This is a genomic window from Mycobacterium hackensackense, assembly GCF_025822555.1.
Lineage (GTDB): Bacteria > Actinomycetota > Actinomycetes > Mycobacteriales > Mycobacteriaceae > Mycobacterium > Mycobacterium fluoranthenivorans.
Map to the genome: position 1 here is coordinate 1,472,223 of NZ_JACKUC010000030.1, position 16,830 is coordinate 1,489,052.

15 protein-coding genes and 3 pseudogenes are annotated in these 16,830 nt (G+C 67.8%); 10 read left to right on the forward strand and 8 right to left on the reverse strand.

The window, feature by feature from the left end:
• The first annotated feature begins 86 nt into the window (after positions 1-86).
• The 7 genes and pseudogenes from egtA to H7J86_RS16560 form a co-directional block, all read left to right on the forward strand.
• On the forward strand, positions 87-1,340 hold the full coding sequence (gene egtA / locus H7J86_RS16530) for an ergothioneine biosynthesis glutamate--cysteine ligase EgtA (protein WP_372517281.1): 1,254 nt from the start codon (positions 87-89) through the stop codon (positions 1,338-1,340).
• Positions 1,337-2,632, forward strand: coding sequence for an ergothioneine biosynthesis protein EgtB (gene egtB / locus H7J86_RS16535; protein WP_267292148.1), 1,296 nt, complete (start codon positions 1,337-1,339; stop codon positions 2,630-2,632). The genes egtA and egtB overlap by 4 nt, the downstream gene beginning before the upstream one ends.
• Positions 2,625-3,317, forward strand: a complete 693-nt coding sequence (gene egtC / locus H7J86_RS16540; RefSeq protein WP_267292150.1) for an ergothioneine biosynthesis protein EgtC — start codon at positions 2,625-2,627, stop codon at positions 3,315-3,317. The genes egtB and egtC overlap by 8 nt, the downstream gene beginning before the upstream one ends.
• On the forward strand, positions 3,314-4,264 hold the full coding sequence (gene egtD, locus H7J86_RS16545; RefSeq protein ID WP_267292152.1) for an L-histidine N(alpha)-methyltransferase: 951 nt from the start codon (positions 3,314-3,316) through the stop codon (positions 4,262-4,264). The genes egtC and egtD overlap by 4 nt, the downstream gene beginning before the upstream one ends.
• Positions 4,261-5,340, forward strand: a complete 1,080-nt coding sequence (gene egtE / locus H7J86_RS16550) for an ergothioneine biosynthesis PLP-dependent enzyme EgtE (protein ID WP_267292154.1) — start codon at positions 4,261-4,263, stop codon at positions 5,338-5,340. The genes egtD and egtE overlap by 4 nt, the downstream gene beginning before the upstream one ends.
• 9 nt (positions 5,341-5,349) lie before the next feature.
• Positions 5,350-5,811 (forward strand): annotated as a pseudogene (locus H7J86_RS16555) (acyl-CoA dehydrogenase family protein); the annotation flags it as partial.
• A gap of 16 nt (positions 5,812-5,827) precedes the next feature.
• Positions 5,828-6,619, forward strand: a pseudogene (locus tag H7J86_RS16560) (acyl-CoA dehydrogenase family protein); the annotation flags it as partial.
• A 3-nt stretch (positions 6,620-6,622) separates the two neighbouring features.
• On the opposite strand, the gene H7J86_RS16565 reads toward H7J86_RS16560, so the two are convergent.
• The 7 genes from H7J86_RS16565 to H7J86_RS16595 form a co-directional block, all read right to left on the reverse strand.
• Positions 6,623-7,294 carry a class I SAM-dependent methyltransferase gene (locus tag H7J86_RS16565; RefSeq protein WP_267292158.1) on the reverse strand — a complete coding sequence of 224 codons (672 nt, stop codon included), beginning with the start codon at positions 7,292-7,294 and terminating at the stop codon, positions 6,623-6,625.
• Positions 7,295-7,314: 20 nt separating this feature from the next.
• Positions 7,315-8,808 carry a glutamate-cysteine ligase family protein gene (locus H7J86_RS16570; RefSeq protein ID WP_267292160.1) on the reverse strand — a complete coding sequence of 498 codons (1,494 nt, stop codon included), beginning with the start codon at positions 8,806-8,808 and terminating at the stop codon, positions 7,315-7,317.
• Between the two features lie 17 nt (positions 8,809-8,825).
• Positions 8,826-9,581 (reverse strand): class I SAM-dependent methyltransferase, encoded by a 756-nt coding sequence (locus H7J86_RS16575; RefSeq protein ID WP_235683734.1) that lies wholly within the window; start codon positions 9,579-9,581, stop codon positions 8,826-8,828.
• 67 nt (positions 9,582-9,648) lie between these two features.
• Positions 9,649-10,344, reverse strand: a complete 696-nt coding sequence (locus H7J86_RS16580) for a hypothetical protein (protein WP_267292162.1) — start codon at positions 10,342-10,344, stop codon at positions 9,649-9,651.
• A complete protein-coding gene (locus tag H7J86_RS16585; RefSeq protein ID WP_267292164.1) occupies positions 10,337-11,242 on the reverse strand; it encodes an oxidoreductase in 906 nt (301 codons plus the stop codon). Before H7J86_RS16585 ends, H7J86_RS16580 begins: the two co-directional genes overlap by 8 nt.
• 31 nt (positions 11,243-11,273) lie before the next feature.
• Positions 11,274-12,020: a PadR family transcriptional regulator gene (locus tag H7J86_RS16590; protein ID WP_090364947.1), complete on the reverse strand. Its 747-nt coding sequence runs from the start codon at positions 12,018-12,020 to the stop codon at positions 11,274-11,276.
• Positions 12,021-12,112: 92 nt separating this feature from the next.
• The gene (locus tag H7J86_RS16595; protein ID WP_267292166.1) at positions 12,113-12,634 is read right to left on the reverse strand and encodes a PadR family transcriptional regulator; all 522 of its coding nucleotides are present in this window, start codon (positions 12,632-12,634) and stop codon (positions 12,113-12,115) included.
• A 58-nt stretch (positions 12,635-12,692) separates the two neighbouring features.
• Here H7J86_RS16595 and H7J86_RS16600 point away from each other — a divergent pair, with 58 nt between their 5' ends.
• From H7J86_RS16600 to H7J86_RS16610, 3 genes and pseudogenes are all read left to right on the forward strand, one after another.
• Positions 12,693-14,015, forward strand: a complete 1,323-nt coding sequence (locus tag H7J86_RS16600; RefSeq protein ID WP_090364943.1) for a carotenoid oxygenase family protein — start codon at positions 12,693-12,695, stop codon at positions 14,013-14,015.
• Positions 14,016-14,057: 42 nt separating this feature from the next.
• Positions 14,058-14,429, forward strand: a pseudogene (locus H7J86_RS16605) (hypothetical protein); the annotation flags it as partial.
• Positions 14,430-14,535: 106 nt separating this feature from the next.
• The gene (locus H7J86_RS16610) at positions 14,536-15,690 is read left to right on the forward strand and encodes a cation:proton antiporter (RefSeq protein ID WP_267292168.1); all 1,155 of its coding nucleotides are present in this window, start codon (positions 14,536-14,538) and stop codon (positions 15,688-15,690) included.
• On the opposite strand, the gene H7J86_RS16615 is transcribed toward H7J86_RS16610, so the two are convergent.
• On the reverse strand, positions 15,663-16,607 hold the full coding sequence (locus H7J86_RS16615; protein WP_267292170.1) for an AraC family transcriptional regulator: 945 nt from the start codon (positions 16,605-16,607) through the stop codon (positions 15,663-15,665). The genes H7J86_RS16610 and H7J86_RS16615 overlap by 28 nt on opposite strands.
• Positions 16,608-16,830 lie beyond the last annotated feature (223 nt).

Sequence of the window (16,830 nt, forward strand, 5' to 3'; positions counted from 1 at the left end):
AATATGTCGGACCCTTCTGGAAGATAAAGGGTAGTCAGAGAGAACGCCCCTCAGCGTCCAGACCCCCGGGGGAAGGAATGGCACGCATGACCACCGCCGCGTGGGATGTCGATTGCGCCTCCGGGGCCATGGCTGCGCGTATCGCCGAGGGCTGTCTGCGCGACGGTCCCGTCGGCGCGGTCGGGCTGGAGCTCGAAGCCCACTGTTACGACACCGAGGACCCGTCCCGCAGGCCGGGCTGGGCCGAGCTCGCCGATGCCATCGCCTCGGTGCCCACGCTGCCCGGCGGTAGCGCCATCACCGTCGAGCCGGGAGGGGCCGTCGAACTCTCCGGCCCACCCGCACAGGGGGCGTCCGCCGCGATCGCGACGATCGGTGCCGATCGCACGGCGCTGAGCACGGCGTTCGCCGCCCGTGGACTGGGTCTGGTGCTGCTGGGCACCGACCCGCTGCGCCCGGCCGAGCGAATCCACCCCGGCCCCCGGTACCGCGCCATGGAGTCCTTCTTCGCCCGGTCGGGTACCGCCGGCGCGGCGATGATGACGTCGACGGCGTCGATGCAGGTGAACATCGAAGCCGGCCCGCGCGAGGGCTGGGCTGATCGGGTGCGGCTGGCGCACGCCTTGGGACCGACGATGATCGCCCTGTCGGCCAACTCCCCGTTGCTCGGTGGCCAGTTCACCGGCTGGCGCAGCACCAGGCAGCGGGTTTGGGGGCAGATCGACGCCGCGCGCTGCGGGCCGGTGCTCGGCCAGAACAGCGACGACCCCAGGGTGGACTGGGCGCGCTACGCACTGCGGGCGCCGGTGATGTTGGTGCGCGCGACCGACGCCGACGCCCATACCGAGGCGGTGGCGGACTGGGTGACGTTCGCAGACTGGGCCGACGGCCGCGCGGCCCTCGGCGGCCGGCTGCCCACCGACGAAGATCTCGACTACCACCTGACGACGCTCTTCCCGCCGGTGCGTCCGCGGCAGTGGCTGGAGATCCGCTATCTGGACAGCATGCCCGACCATGTGTGGCCGGCTGTGGTGTTCACCCTGGTCACGTTGATGGATGACCCCGCCGCCGCGCAGATCGCGGCCGAGGCGACCGAACCTGTTGCCGCCGAATGGGATCTGGCGGCCAGAGTGGGGCTGGGCGATCCGCGGTTGAAGGACGCGGCGGTGCGGTGCGTGACCGCCGCCGCCGAACGTGCGCCCGCCGAGCTGGCCGAGCCGATGGACCTCCTGCTGCGCAACGCGTCGGCCGGCCGCAGCCCGGCCGACGACTTTTCCGATCGGGTGCTCGCGGACGGGATTCCTTCCGTACTCGGACAATTGGCGAAGGGTGGGTCGTGACGTCACCAGAGGTGCTGGCCCGCGAACTCATCCGGGCCAGGGAACGTACCTTGGCGCTGGTCGATTTCGACGATGCCGAACTGCACCGCCAGTACGACCCGTTGATGAGCCCACTGGTGTGGGATCTGGCCCATATCGGGCAGCAGGAGGAACTCTGGCTGCTGCGTGACGGCAACCCGGACAGGCCGGGCATGCTGGCACCGGATGTCGAACGGCTCTACGACGCGTTCGTGCATTCCCGCGCCAGTCGGGTCGAGCTGCCGCTGCTGCCGCCGACGGATGCCCGGGTGTATTGCCGCACCGTGCGTGATCGCGCCCTCGATGCCCTGGGAGCGGCGCGCACCGAGGACGAGCTGTTCCGGTTCGGTTTGGTGATCTCGCACGAGAACCAGCACGACGAGACGATGCTGCAGGCGCTGAACCTGCGCTCCGGCGCACCCATTCTCGGTACCGGCGTCTCCCTGCCCGCCGGCCGGCCCGGTGTCGCGGGTACGGCCGTGCCGGTGCCGGCGGGGCCGTTCACGCTGGGCGTCAACGCGTCCGACGAGCCGTACTCGCTGGACAACGAACGACCCGCCCACACGGTGCACGTCGACGCCTTCCGGATCGGCCGGGTCCCGGTCACCAACGCGGAGTGGCGCGGATTCATCGAGGACGGCGGCTACCGCGAACCGCGCTGGTGGTCGGCGCGCGGGTGGGAGCACCGGGAACAGGCGGGTCTGGTGGCACCGCAGTTCTGGAACGACGGAGCCCTGGCGGGCACCCGCACCAGGTTCGGGCATGTCGAGGAGATCCCGGCCGACGAGCCCGTGCAGCACGTCACCTTCTTCGAGGCGCAGGCGTACGCCGCGTGGGCGGGAGCCCGGTTGCCGACCGAGATCGAATGGGAGAAGGCCTGCGCATGGGATCCCGCACTCCGGGAGCGGCGCAGATTCCCTTGGGGCAGTGCACCACCGACACCGGAGCTGGTCAACCTCGGCGGCGAGGCCATGCGCCCGGCCCCGGTGGGCGCCTATCCGGCTGGTGCGTCCGCGTACGGGGCCGAACAGATGCTGGGCGACGTGTGGGAGTGGACCACCTCGGCGCTGCGGCCCTGGCCGGGGTTCCGGCCGATGATCTACGACCGGTACAGCGAACCGTTCTTCGAAGGCTCCGGGACCGGCGACTACCGGGTGCTGCGCGGCGGCTCGTGGGCGGTGGCCGCCTCCATCGTGCGGCCCAGCTTCCGGAACTGGGACCATCCGATCCGGCGGCAGATCTTCTCGGGTGTCCGGTTGGCGTGGGATGTGTAGGCATCTCGGGTGGCTGGGCGCTCCGGTGTCGGTATCGTCGCTGGTGCTGGAACCTCCAGAAGGTCTTGTGGTGCAGTCGTATTCGCCACGACGGCAGAAACACGGCCTGGTGAACGCCGACGGCTGGGGAGTGGGATTCTTCTCTGCGCAGGGCGTACACCGCTGGCGCAGCGACAAACCGCTGTGGGGTGACGCTTCCTTCGCCTCGGTGGCGCCGGCGCTGCGCAGCGGCTGCGTGGTGGCTGCTGTGCGGTCGGCCACCATCGGGATGCCCATCGAACCGTCGGCGTCGGCCCCGTTCACCGACGGCACCTGGCTGTTGTCGCACAACGGCGTCGTCGACCGCACGGTGTTGCCACCGTCCCGAGATGCCGAATCCACTGTCGACAGTGCCGTGCTGGCCGCGCACATCTTCGAGCGCGGGCTCGACGCGCTCGGCGATACCGTCGCCGCGGTGGGCGCCGCCGATCCCGGTGCGCGACTGAACATTCTGGCCGGTAACGGCACCCGGCTGCTGGCCACCACCTGGGGCGACACCTTGTCGATCCTGGAACGCGCCGACGGTGTGGTGCTGGCCAGCGAACCCTACGATGATGACCCGGCCTGGCGCGACATTCCCGACCGCCACCTCGTGGCGGTGGTGCCCGGGGAGATCACCCTCACCCCTCTGGAAGGATCGGCATGACCACCGGCTTGCGCACGGATCTGGCCAAATCGCTGCGACGCGATGTGTTCGACGGCCTGCAGCAGACTCCGAAGACATTGCCGCCCAAATGGTTCTACGATGCCAAGGGCAGTGATCTCTTCGACCGCATCACCCGGTTGCCGGAGTACTACCCGACCCGCACCGAGGCGTCGATCCTGCGGGACCGCGCCACCGAGATCGCCGCCGCCTCCGGGGCGGACACCCTGGTGGAGCTGGGCAGCGGCACCTCGGAGAAGACCCGGTTACTGCTCGATGCCTGGCGTGACAGCGGCGCGCTGCGCAGGTTCATCCCGTTCGACGTCGACCCCAGCGTGCTCCACGATGCCGCCGTCGCCCTTCGCTCCGAATACCCCGGCGTCGAGATCGACACCGTGTGTGGCGATTTCGAACGGGATCTCGGTGAGATCCCGTGGGTGGGCCGCCGGCTGATGATCTTCCTCGGTTCCACCATCGGTAATTTCAACGCCGCGCCGCGCGCCCAGTTCCTTGCCGCGCTGGCGGATACGCTGCGCCCGGGCGATGCCTTGCTGCTCGGCACGGATCTGGTCAAGGACACCGACCGCCTGGTGCGGGCCTACGATGACAGCGCGGGCGTCACCGCCGCCTTCAACCGCAATGTGCTGGCCGTGGTCAACCGGGAGCTGGACGCCGACTTCGACCTCGACGCCTTCGAACATGTCGCCAAGTGGAACGGCGAACTGGAACGTATCGAGATGTGGTTGAGATCCGTTCCCGCCCAACGTGTACACATCGAGGCCCTGGGCCTGACCGTGCACTTCGCGGCGGGTGAGGAGATGCTGACCGAGGTGTCCTGCAAGTTCCGGTCCGAGGGCGTGGCCGCCGAACTGGAGGCGGCCGGGCTGCGCCGCACCCACTGGTGGACCGACCCGGCCGGTGACTTCGGACTCTCGCTGGCCGTCAAATGACACTCGCCGAGCAGTGGCGGGCCGCCCGGGTCGCCACCGCGGGTCTGCACCTGGACAGCGCCGCCTGCTCGCGGCAGAGCAACACCGTGATCGACGCCGCGGCCACGCATGCCCGCCATGAGGCCGAGGTGGGTGGCTATGTCGCCGCCGAGGCCGCCACCCCGGTCCTGGACGCAGGCCGGGAAGCGGTGCGGGTGCTCGCCGGGATCCCGGACGCCGACGTGGTGTTCACGACGGGTTCCAATCATGCCCTGGATCTGCTGCTGAGCAGCTGGGCCGGCCCGCGCACCTTGGCATGCCCGCCGGGTGAGTACGGGCCCAACCTGGCGATCATGGCGGCCAACGACTTTCAGGTGCGTCCGCTGCCCGTCGACCCACTGGGCCGCCTGCTGGTGGATGAGGCCGAAGCGGTACTGCGCGCCGATCCGCCCGCGTTGGTTCACCTGACCGCGCTGGGCAGCCACCGCGGTGTCGCGCAGCCGCTGGCCGAACTGGCGCCGGTGTGCCGGGACCTGGGGCTGCCGCTGGTGATCGACGCGGCGCAGGCCCTCGGCCACCTCGACTGCGCGGTGGGAGCGGATGTGCTGTACTCCTCGTCACGCAAGTGGCTGGCCGGCCCGCGCGGTGTCGGTGTGCTGGCCATCGCGCCGCACTTCGCCGGCGGGCTCGCCCCGCGGCTACCACCGCTGGAAAGCGGTGAGGCCAATATCGCCGCCCGGGTCGGCTATTCGCTCGCCGTCGGGGAGCACCTGGCCGCCGGACCGTCCGCGATACGGACGCGGCTCGCCGAAGTGGGGCGCTGGACACGGACCGCGCTGTCCGCCGTACCGGGCTGGCGCGTCATCGAACCCGCCGACGAACCCACGGCACTGACCACGCTGGAACCCACCGGTGACGCCCTCCCGGCGCGGGTGCGGTCCCGGCTGATCGCCGAACACCGCATCGTGACCACCGCATGCGAACTGGTGCGCGCCCCTTACGAACTGATGCGACCCGTGCTGCGGGTGTCACCGCACGTCGATGTCACCGAAGCCGAGTTGGAACAGTTCACCGAAGCGCTGGTGGCCTGTAGCTAGGGTGAGCGCGTGACCGCACCCAATCAGCTCAGTGATGAAGAGGCGTTTCTGGTCCAGACGGTGCGGGCTTTCATCGATCGTGAGGTCAAGCCGTCGGTGCTGGAGGTGGAGCACGCGAATGCCTATCCCGAGCGGTGGATCGAGCAGATGAAGCAGATCGGGATTTTCGGGTTGGCGGTGCCGGAGGCCTATGGGGGCAGTCCGGTGTCGATGCCGTGTTATGCGCAGGTGACCCAGGAGTTGGCGCGGGGGTGGATGAGTCTGGCCGGGGCGATGGGCGGGCACACCGTGGTGGCCAAGCTGCTGGTGTTGTTCGGTACCGAGGAACAGAAGCAGCGGTATCTGCCGGTGATGGCGAGCGGACAGTGCCGGGCGACGATGGCGTTGACCGAGCCGGGCGGGGGTTCGGATCTGCAGGCCATGACCACGGTGGCGCGCGCTGATGGCGATGATCTGGTGATCAGCGGGGCCAAGACCTGGATTTCGAATGGCGTTGACCGAGCCGGGCGGGGGTTCGGATCTGCAGGCCATGACCACGGTGGCGCGCGCTGATGGCGATGATCTGGTGATCAGCGGGGCCAAGACCTGGATTTCGAATGCGCGGCGCTCGGATCTGATCGCGTTGTTGTGTAAGACCGATCCCTCGGCGCAGCCGAAGCATCGGGGGATGTCGATTGTGTTGGTCGAGCATGGGCCGGGGTTGACGGTGTCGCGGGATCTGCCCAAGTTGGGGTACAAGGGGGTGGAGTCGTGCGAGTTGGCTTTCGACGGGTATCGGATCAGCTCATCGGCGATTTTGGGGGCGCAGCCGGGTCGGGGTTTTGCGCAGATGATGAAGGGGTTGGAGACCGGGCGGATCCAGGTGGCCTCGCGGGCGTTGGGGGTGGCCACGGCGGCGTTGGAGGATTCGTTGGCTTATGCCCAGGCGCGGGAGAGTTTCGGTCAGCCGATCTGGAAGCATCAGTCGATCGGTAATTATCTGGCCGATATGGCCACCAAGTTGACCGCGGCGCGGCAGCTGACCTGGTATGCCGCGCGCATGTATGACAGTGGGCAGCGCTGCGATATGGAGGCCGGGATGGCCAAACTGTTCGCTTCCGAGGTCGCGATGGAGATCGCGTTGAACGCGGTGCGTATTCATGGTGGGTACGGGTATTCCACCGAGTACGACGTGGAACGCTACTTCCGGGACGCCCCGTTGATGATCGTCGGGGAAGGCACCAACGAGATCCAACGCAACGTCATCGCCGCACAACTGGTCGCCCGCGGCGGACTCTGAGCGCTATTTGTGTGCGGTGAGCAGGAACGCCGGGAACTTCACCCGGCCCTTCTCGTCGGTGGCGTGCGGTGGCATGTCGAACGGTGCGTCGGGCATCGCGATGGTGTTGGCGTGGATGAACGCCGGGCGGATCTCGTCGACCGTCCAGTACTTCGACACCGCGGCCCGGAGTTCGTCCTCGGTGACCTCATGTGGCTTCTGCTCCAACTCGGCCGGGAACGCGCCCTTGGCGAACACCAGCACGAAGTACGACGCACCCGGGGCCGACGCGCGATGGACCGCCTGCAGATAGCCGTCGCGCCCTTCGACCGGTAGCGAATGGAACAGCGTCGAGTCGATGACGGTGTTGAACCGGCCGTCGTACCCGGTGAACGACGTGATGTCGGCCTGAGCGAACGCGGCGGTACTCAGATTGCGTTCCTGGGCTGCACGATTCGCCGCGGCGATGGCGGTGGGCGAAATATCCAGGCCGACGGTGGTGTAACCCTGCGCCGCCAGCGACAGGGACAATTCAGCGTGTCCACAGCCCGCGTCGAGCACGTCACTGCGGACCTTGCCGGCGGCGATGAGGGCGGCGAGTTCGGGCTGCGGCTCGCCGATATTCCATGGCGGCGGACCCTCGAAGGTGCCGTCCTGCCGGTATGCGCCGTCCCAGTCCAAGACCTCAGATGCCATGACATCCAACGTACGCCGCGTCAGGATTGCGGTGTCTCCCACGTGTGCACGGGGGCGTTGCTGTGCATACCCTCGCAGTACAGTCGCAGCATCTCGGCCAGCGCCTGCGGGCGGGCCAGTCCGCGCTCCTGCAAGGCGTGCACGGTGGCGGTCTGCCATGCGGCCCCGTTGCGCCCGGTCTTTGCTCGGCCCTCGATGACACCGAGATATCGGTCGCGCACCTCGGCGGCCACACTCCACCGGCGCAACCCCTCGTCGGCCAGGGGGAGCAACTCGCGCAGCACCAACTCGTCGGGTGTCACCTCGCCCAGGCCCGGCCAGTACAGCCTGGCCTCCATACCGCGCCGCGCCGCCGCGGTGAAATTATGTTGTGCCGCAGCGAAACTCATCTTGGTCCAGAGGGGGCGGTCCTCCTCCGAGAGGGTGCGCAGCAGGCCGTAGTAGAACGCCGAGTTGGCCAGCATGTCGACCACGGTCGGGCCGGCCGGGAGGACGCGGTTCTCCACCCGCAGATGTGGCCGGCCGGCAGCGCCTTCCCCGACGACATCGTAGACCGGGCGGTTCCACCGGTAGATGGTGCCGTTGTGCAGCCGCAGCTCGGCCAGTTGCGGGGAGCGCCCGGCCGCCAGTTCGGCCGCCGGATCCTCGTCGGACAATTCGGGCAGCAGCGACGGGAAGTAGCGGACGTTCTCCTCGAAGAGATCGAAGATCGAGGTGATCCAGCGTTCGCCGAACCACACCCGTGGCCGCACGCCCTGGGTCTTGAGTTCGTCGGCGCGGGTGTCGGTGGCCTGGGTGAACAGCTCGATCCGGGTCTCGGCCCACAGTTCGTGCCCGAAGAAGTACGGCGAGTTGGCGCCGAGTGCCAGCTGCGGACCGGCCAGCACCTGGGCGGCGTTCCAGTTCTTGGCGAAATCGGCGGGAGACACCTGGAGATGTAATTGCACACTGGTGCAGGCTGATTCGGGTGCGATATCGGCCGACTGCACCGCCAGCCGTTCCGGCCCGGCGATGTCGATGTCGATATCCTCACCCCTGGCGGTGAAGATCGAATCGTTGAGGGCCTGATAGCGCGTCGAGGGACTCATCCAGTCCGCGGTCAGGTGTTCGGGCATCAAGGTCGGCAGGATGCCGATCATCACGATATGCGCACCATGCTCGGCGGCCCTGCTCTCGGCCGCGTTCAGGCTGGCCCGCACTTCGTCTTCCAGGTCCAGGGCGGCGCGGCCGGGAAGCGGACGCGGTGGGACGTTGAATTCGATGTTGTAAGCGCCCAATTCGGTTTGATAGGCCGGATCGGCGATGGCTTCGAGCACCTCGGCGTTGCGCAGTGCCGGCTGATATGCGCCGTCGACCAGATTGCACTCGATCTCCATACCCGTCAGCGGCCTGTCGAACTCGAAGCTCGACTGCGACAGCATGGTTTCGAAGACATCGAGGCACAGTTGCACCTTGCGCCGGTACTCGCGGCGTTCAGCTCTGCTGAAGTCGGTCTGCGTGACATCGTCACCCATGGGCCGAGCCTACGGGGCTATCGCCGGGTGGCCACCGTTATCTGCGGACTCATCAGGCCGGTGCGCACGTCCACGTCCACGCCGGCGTGCGCCGCCAGGGCACGCATGGCCGACGGGCTGTAGCAGCGCAGTGAGCTGATCACGCCGTCGTGAACGAACGGGATGAAGGGCGCCAGCGGCAGCATCGTCGCCAGCCGCAGCAGATGCAGGGCCGACGGCGGCCGCGGCAGGTCGATGATGAGCAGCTTGTCGGCGACCCGGGTGCCCTCGGCGAGTACCTTCGCCGCGAGCGCGGGCGGCAGATGGTGGAACGACAGCGCGAAGACCGCCAGGGCGAATTCGCCGTCGGCGGCGTCGATCGCGGTGGCGTCCATCGTGCGCACCAGGGCACGGGGGTGACGGCCGAGATCTCCCGCGGTCATCGCGGCCACCGATTCCGGTGCGATATCGGTGACGGTCAGCCGTGCGGTGGGGTGCTGGGCGAGCAGGGTCGCCGAGAGTGCGCCGTGCCCGGCGCCGAGTTCCAGGATCCTGGGGTCCGGCACGTCGGCCACCTCGTCCAGGACGATCCGGGCGAATTGGTCGTGGTTGCCGAAAACCCGCCCGGTCCAGTCCAGCGCGGCGATCACGCTGCGCTTGACGGCCGGATCGACGTCCTCGCGATCGAGGTATTCGGGCCGGTCGGTTTCCAGTAGTCGGTCCACACAGGAGGCGTCCGGGCCGCCGCGCGGCATCCGATCGATATCTGAGATCTGCCCCGGCATGTGGTCCATCATGTAACAAGGCCCGCCGAGATCCGCACCGTGGACCGGATCACCATGTCGTATCCGGCCGAAATGCCTAGATGTTCTGGCACTTTCGCAGCAGCACCCGCAGCGTGTCGTAGAACCGTGCGCCGAGCAGCGCATGCGTGCCGGTATCGCCGATCTGCACCGTGGCGGTGATCTGGTCGGCGAGGTCGGCCAGATCCTTGGACCGGTCGGCGACCTCGCCCTTTTCGGTGACCTGGGCCGCTGCGTCATGCAGATCGCGGGACCACTTCTGGAAGTCGCCCGACGTCGGGCCCTGGTTGGCGAACGAGGGCAGCACGAACGCCGACTGCGCCATCCCGGTGGTGATCAGTCCCTGGGCCTGCCGGCAGGCCTTGCCCGAGATGTAGCTGTAGGTCACCGAAGAGACGATCACGACGACGGCCAAGACCACCGCGGCGAGCGCGATGTGCACATTGCGCTGGGGCGCGTCGAAGACGATCCGGCGCCACAGCAGGTGGGCGCCGATCGCGACGGCCGACGCGACGATGGCCATCACGGTGGCTGCCAGTGGCCGGCCGAAACCGGAGGCCGAGTTGATCGCCGCGGAGGTGGCGATCGCGGTCAGCAGGACCAGCATGTAGAGCCACATGCCGCGCCGGCGTTCGGTGGCGTCGGCATCGCGGAAGCTCACACCGAGTACAGCGCCGAGTCCGGTGAGGATGGCGACGATGACGGGGATCGCATAGTCGGTGAGATTGTCGATGTTCATTGCTGGTTCAGTCACCCATCCCGTCGCTGCGCTCATCCAGGATGCTATCGAGGCGGCTTTTGACGTCGGCGGGCAACTCGATCTCGCCGACTGCCAGGTTCTGCTCAAGGTGGGCCACCGATGAGGTGCCCGGGATCAGCAGCACGTGCGGGGACACCGTCAGCGTCCACGCCAGCACGACCTGCGCCGGGGTGCGACCCAGATCGGCGGCAGCGCGGGTGACGGTGTCGTTGTTCAGCACGGGGTTGCCCGGGAGGAATCCCGAACCCAGCGGGAAGAAGGGCACGAACGCGATACCGTGTCCGGCGCAGAGCTCGAGCACGGGCGCAGCGGACCGGTCCAGAAGGTTGAAAGCATTCTGCACACAGGCGATCTCGGTGCGTTCCAAGGCGAACGACAGGTGGTCGGCCCCGATGTTGGACAGTCCGATTCCCGATATCAGGCCCTCGTCGCGCGCGGTGATCATCGCGTCGAGCTGCGCGTTGAAAAGCTCGGGATCCAACGGCGCGATCTCATCGGGGGCCTCGCGGGGCGGCATGATCCGCAGGTTCACCGCGGCCAGCCGGTCGATGTCGAGGGCACGCAGGTTGTCCTCGATGCCCTGGCGGAGTTCGTCGGGCCGGTCGAACGGCAACCAGCCGCCTTGTGCGTCGCGGCGGGCGCCGACCTTGCTCACCAGGGCAAGGTCGGCAGGGTAGGGATGCAGTGCTTCCCGGATGAGTTCATTGGCCACGTCGGGGCCGTAGTACTGGGAGGTGTCGATGTGGTTGGCGCCCAAGGCGACGGCGCGATCAAGGACGGCGAGCGCCTGATCACGATCCCGGGGCGGCCCGAAGACACCGGGTCCGGGCAATTGCATTGCTCCGAACCCGATGCGGGCGACGTCGAACGGACCGAGCGGGTGGGTCTGCATACCCCCAGGCTATGCAGACCCACCGCCGGGGTCACTCTTCGCCGAGGATTTGGTAGACCTCGCGGCGGGCGTTGTTGACGATCTCGAGGATGCGCTGCTGCTGCTCATCGCCGGTGGTGTGCACCGCCTGGGCGACGGCACCGAACAGCTGTCCGAGTGCGGCGCGCAGGTTGACGGCGTTGGGATCGGCATCTTCGGTGATGGCGTCCCACGGCGCGGTCTCGACCTTCTCGGCCGCGGCGCGGCCCTCGTCGGTCAGCTCGAAAGTCTTCTTGCTGCCTTCGCTTTCGGTGGGGACGATCAGGCCCTCGTCGACCAGCAGCTGAAGCGTGGGGTAGACCGAGCCGGGGCTGGGCTTCCACAGATCGTTGCTGCGGGTGGCGATCTCCTGGGTCATCTCGTAGCCGTGCATGGGTCGTTCGGCGAGCAGTGTCAGGATCGCGGCACGCACGTCGCCGCGCTTACCGCGACTGCCGCCGCGTCCGCCACGACCACCGCGGCCGCGACCACGGGGACCGCCCGGTCCGAAGCCCGGTCCGAAACCGCCGCGGCCGAAACCGGGTCCGAACCCGGGGCCGAAACCGCCGGGACCGAAGCCGCCGGGGCCGAACGGGCCCTGCGGTCCAGCGCCGTGTTCGCGCAGATTCTCACGGAATTCTCGCCGGGCCTGACGGCGCTGCTCGTGTAGCGCACGCCGGTCACCGGGGCCGAAGCCGCCAGGGCCGAAGCCGGGGCCGAATCCGAAGGGTTGATGGGGAGGTGTGAATGGGGTGTTCATGTCTGGTGTCTCTCATTTCGACGGGAAGCACGGTGTGCGCTTCCGATGCGTCGACGATATATCGGAAACTATCGCGATGCAACCATGAAATATCAAGATCGCTCGTTTATGGCTTTGACCAGCCACTCCGCCCACTCGACCTGCATGGCGTGATGGCGCAGTCCCTGCTCGAGGGCGGCGTACCCGTAGAACGATTCGTCGGAGTCGTCCCAGTGCAGCTGTGCGCGCAGCGTCTCCAGCCGGTCGATTTCTGCGCGGGCGTGGTCGGCCAGTGCCTGCACGTGCCCGGCGGCGCCCGCCCGCGGCAGTTCGCCGAGGAGGAAGATGCGCAGCTGCCCGGGGCTGCGATAGGGCGGGTCATCCTGCGGGCTGATCAGCCAGCGCAGCAGCTCGTCGCGCCCGGAATCGGTGGTGCGGTACACCTTTCGTCCGCGCGGACCGGTGGCGGCGACCTCGATGAGGCCGGTTGCCGCCAGCTTGTTGAGCTCCCCGTAGAGCTGGCTCTGGGTGGCCGGCCACACGTTGGCCATCGACTTCTCGAATCGCTTCATCAGGTCGTATCCACTGCCGGGGTGTTGGGCGAGCAGGCCCAGTGCGGCGATTCGTAAACTCATGAGCGGATCCTACATTCCACTATTGACATGTCATTAGTGGAATGTCAGGGTGAACTGCATGACTCAGCCCTCACTTTCCACGGGACTGCCCACCACGGGTGACTTCTTCCGCCGGGGGAACTATGCGCCCGTCGCCGACGAACTCACCGAATACGATCTGCCCGTCGACGGCGCCATCCCGCCCGAACTGGACGGTTGGTATCTGCGCAACGGGCCCAATCCGCGCCAGGAATCGGCGCACTGGTTCCTCGGCGACGGGATGATCCACGGCGTCCGCGTCGAACACGGCGCAGCCAAGTGGTACCGCAACCGCTGGGTGCGCACGGACAGTTTTGTCGAGGACTTTCCGCTGTACAACAGCGATGGCAGCCGGAACCTGCGCGCCGCCACCTCGAACACGCACGTCGTCAACCACGCGGGCAAGACACTGGCCCTGGTCGAATCCTCGCTCCCCTACGAGATCACCAACGAGCTGGAAACCGTCGGTGCCTACGATTTCGGCGGAAAGCTCGCCGACGCGATGACCGCGCACCCCAAGATCTGCCCGACCACCGGGGAACTGCACTTCTTCGGATACGGCAGCATCTTCGCCCCGCACGTCACCTATCACCGCGCCGACGCCAATGGGGAGCTCATCGTCAACCGGCCCGTCGAGGTGAAGGCGCTGACGATGATGCACGACTTCGCGATGACCGCCGAGCACATCGTCTTCCTGGACCTGCCCATCGTCTTCGACATGAATATCGCGGTCGGTGCCGAACGCGATATGCCCTACCGCTGGAGCGACTCCTACGGGGCCCGGTTGGGGGTGTTGCGCCGCAGCGACCCGTTCGGTGACATCCGTTGGTTCGAGATCGACCCGTGCTACGTGTTCCATGTCGCCAACGCCCACGACGAGGGTGATTCGATTGTGTTGCAGGCAGTCCGGTATCCGGAACTGTGGCGGCGCGCCGGCGATTTCGACGTCGACGGTGTGCTGTGGGAATGGCGGATCGATCTGGCGGCCGGCGCCGTGCGCGAACGTCAGCTCGACGACAGCGGTGTGGAGTTCCCGCGCATCGACGACCGGCTCGCCGGGCTGCCCGCCCGGTACACGGTGGCGGTCGGCGAGAACAGCTGGCTGCGTTACGACCTGAGCGGCGGGACGACGGTGCGCCACGACCTCGGGACCGGCGGAGCGGGGGAGGCGGTGTTCGTGCCGGGCCAGGGCAACGCCGACGAAAGCAACGGCTGGTACCTCGGTTACGTCTACGACCCGGAGCGCGACGGCAGCGACCTGGTGATCGTGGACGCCGCCGATTTCGGGGGTGACCCGGTCGCGACCATCCACCTCCCACGCCGAGTTCCCTATGGCTTTCACGGGAACTGGATCAGCGCCTGATTTCCCAGCGGGTTGCCAGTCCATCGGGACTAGGGTGTCCGGATGGGTGTGAAGTGGCTGGATGAGCCGGAAGAGCACGACTACGACGCTGCGGCGGACTACCTGAGCATGCTTGCCGAAGCGGCGGTGGTGACGTCGACGGTGGATGCGCTGAGGAACGCGAAACCCGTGCAGCGCAAGGCGAAAGACATTCTGCGTGCGGCGCGGCTTGTTCTGCTTCCGGAGAGCAATTCCCACGTCCGCAACGATCTGGCGAAGATCAGCGACGGTAAGCGGCTCTCACCGATCCTGTTGGTCCGTGGCCAGTACGCGCTGAGCGTGCCGATGGAGGTGGCCGACGGGTACCACCGGGTGTGCGCGAGCTACCTCACCGACGAGAACACCCCGATCCCGTGCCGGCTGGTGTCGTGGCAGGACGCCGGGGCGAGCGAAGCGACGGGGAATGGCACGGGGGCGAGCGGAGCGACGGGGAATGTTCCGGGGGCGAGCGGAGCGACGGGGAATGGCGTGACCTCCTGAGATGACGGGTTTCGGACTCGACACCCTGGCCCTGGTGGCGGTCATCGGGCTGGCCGGGCCGGCACTGGCCGCCATCCCGGGGCTGCGCGTGCCGGTGGTGGTCGGTGAGCTGGTGGCCGGGATCGTCGTCGGCAGAACCGGGTTCGGCATCGTGGATGCCACCAACCCGACCTTTCAACTGCTGGCCAATATCGGCTTCGCATTGGTGATGTTCGTCGTCGGCACCCACGTGCCGGTTCGCGATACCTCACTTCGCGGCGCGCTGGGCAAAGCGGCACTGCGGGCGATCGCGGTCGGAGCGGTCGCCGCGGTACTGGGGGTGATGATCGCGTCGGCCTTCGGCACCGGACACGCGCTCCTTTACGCCGTTCTGCTGGCGTCGTCCTCGGCGGCGCTCGCCCTGCCGGTGATCGACTCGTTGGGACTGACCGGGCCTCCGGTGTTGGCGGTCACCGCGCAGATCGCGATCGCCGATGCCGCATCGATTGTCCTGCTGCCCTTGGTGATCGACCCCAGTCGGGCGCCGCGTGCGGCTCTCGGCGCACTGGCGATCGCCGTGGCGGCCGCGGTGCTGTTCATCGTGTTGCGCCATGTCGAACGCAGCGGTACCCGGAAACGGCTACACCACTACTCCGAGGTCCACCGGCTGGCACTGGAGCTGCGGGGCAGCCTGATCCTGTTGTTCTGCCTTTCTGCGCTGGCGATCGCCACGCATGTGTCGATCATGCTGGCGGGTTTCGCTCTGGGGCTGGTGATCTCGGCGATCGGGGAGCCGCGCCGGTTGGCCCGCCAGCTGTTCGGGATCACCGAAGGCTTCTTCGCGCCGCTGTTCTTCGTGTGGCTCGGTGCGTCGCTGCAGGTACGGGAACTTGCCGACCACCCCCAATTCATCGGTCTCGGTGTGGCATTGGGGGTGGGCGCCATCGCCGCCCACACGGTCGGGCGACTTTTCGGGCAGCCACTGGCACTGTGCGTGCTGGCCGCGGCCCAGCTCGGGGTACCGGTGGCGGCGGCCACGCTGGGAACCGAGCAGGGGCTGCTGGCGCCGGGTGAACCGTCGGCGCTCATCCTCGGCGCACTGATCGCGATCGCCGCGACATCGGTGGCGGGTGCGGTCGCCAAACGACGTCAGGCCGGTGCTGCGCCGGCCACCTGACCGGTGCGGTAGGCGGCGGGACTCACCCCGTAGGCCCGTTTGAACGCCGTGCTGAGGGCGAACGGGGTGCCGTACCCGACCTGATCGGCCACCGCGGCGATGGTGCGGTCGCCGGACCGGAGCAGATCGGCGGCCAGCGCCAGGCGCCAGCCGGTGAGGAAGGCGATGGGCGGCTCGCCAACCAGATCTGTGAACCGGCGGGCGAGCACGGCACGCGAGGTGCCCACCGCGTTCGCGAGATTCGCGACCGTCCAGGGATGTCGCGGATTGTGGTGGATCAACCGCAGGGCCGCACCGACGATGGCGTCGTCGCCGGCGTGCCACCACGGTGGGGCAACGTCGTCGCCGTCGAACCAGGTGCGCAGGGTGTCGATGAGCATCAAGTCGAGCAGGCGGTCGAGGTACACCTCCTGCCCGGCGCGCTCACATCCGGCCTCGGTGATGAGCAGCTCGGTGAGCGGCGCCGTCTCCCCGGCCTGCACCACCAGCACCGGCGGCAGGGACCGGAGCAGCCGGGCGCTGACTTCACTGCGACCCTCGTAGGCGCCGATGACGACCCGGTCCGTGCCCGTCGCGCTGTTGCCCCAGGTGCGGACCCCCACGGTCAGTGCGAAGCGCATGTCCTCGCCTGCGAGGGTGGTGCACCGCTGGCCCGGATGGATCACCAGCTGCGGCGCGACCCCGGCGGCGCAGGTGAACAGGTAGTGGCAGGCGCCGCTGGCCAACGCGATATCCCCGGCGGCCAAAGGGAATTCGTCGCCGCTGTCGGTGATGATCACCGAGTTCCCCGAGGTCTGGCAGATCAGTGTCAGCGCGTCGTCCTGGATACGCATCGACCACGGCGGGTCCAGTGAGAGTCGAAGCACGAACGCCCCGCGTGCGCGGACTCCGTCGAGCAGTCCTGCGAGCGCATCCATACCGGCGGACCCTACTGCCGCGATACGCCGTATCTCAACATGTGGACAGCGTCGGTACGTGGCGTGTCCGCAACCGTGTCGACCGCGGCTACGTATCCCGCGCAGCCGACATTTCATTGCTGATTGTCGAGATCCTGGACATATCGGGGACAGATGATCGAACGAGAGTCGATGTGCGACAGATCACTACATTCTATGAATGTGTGCTGGCTCACCTGGGTCA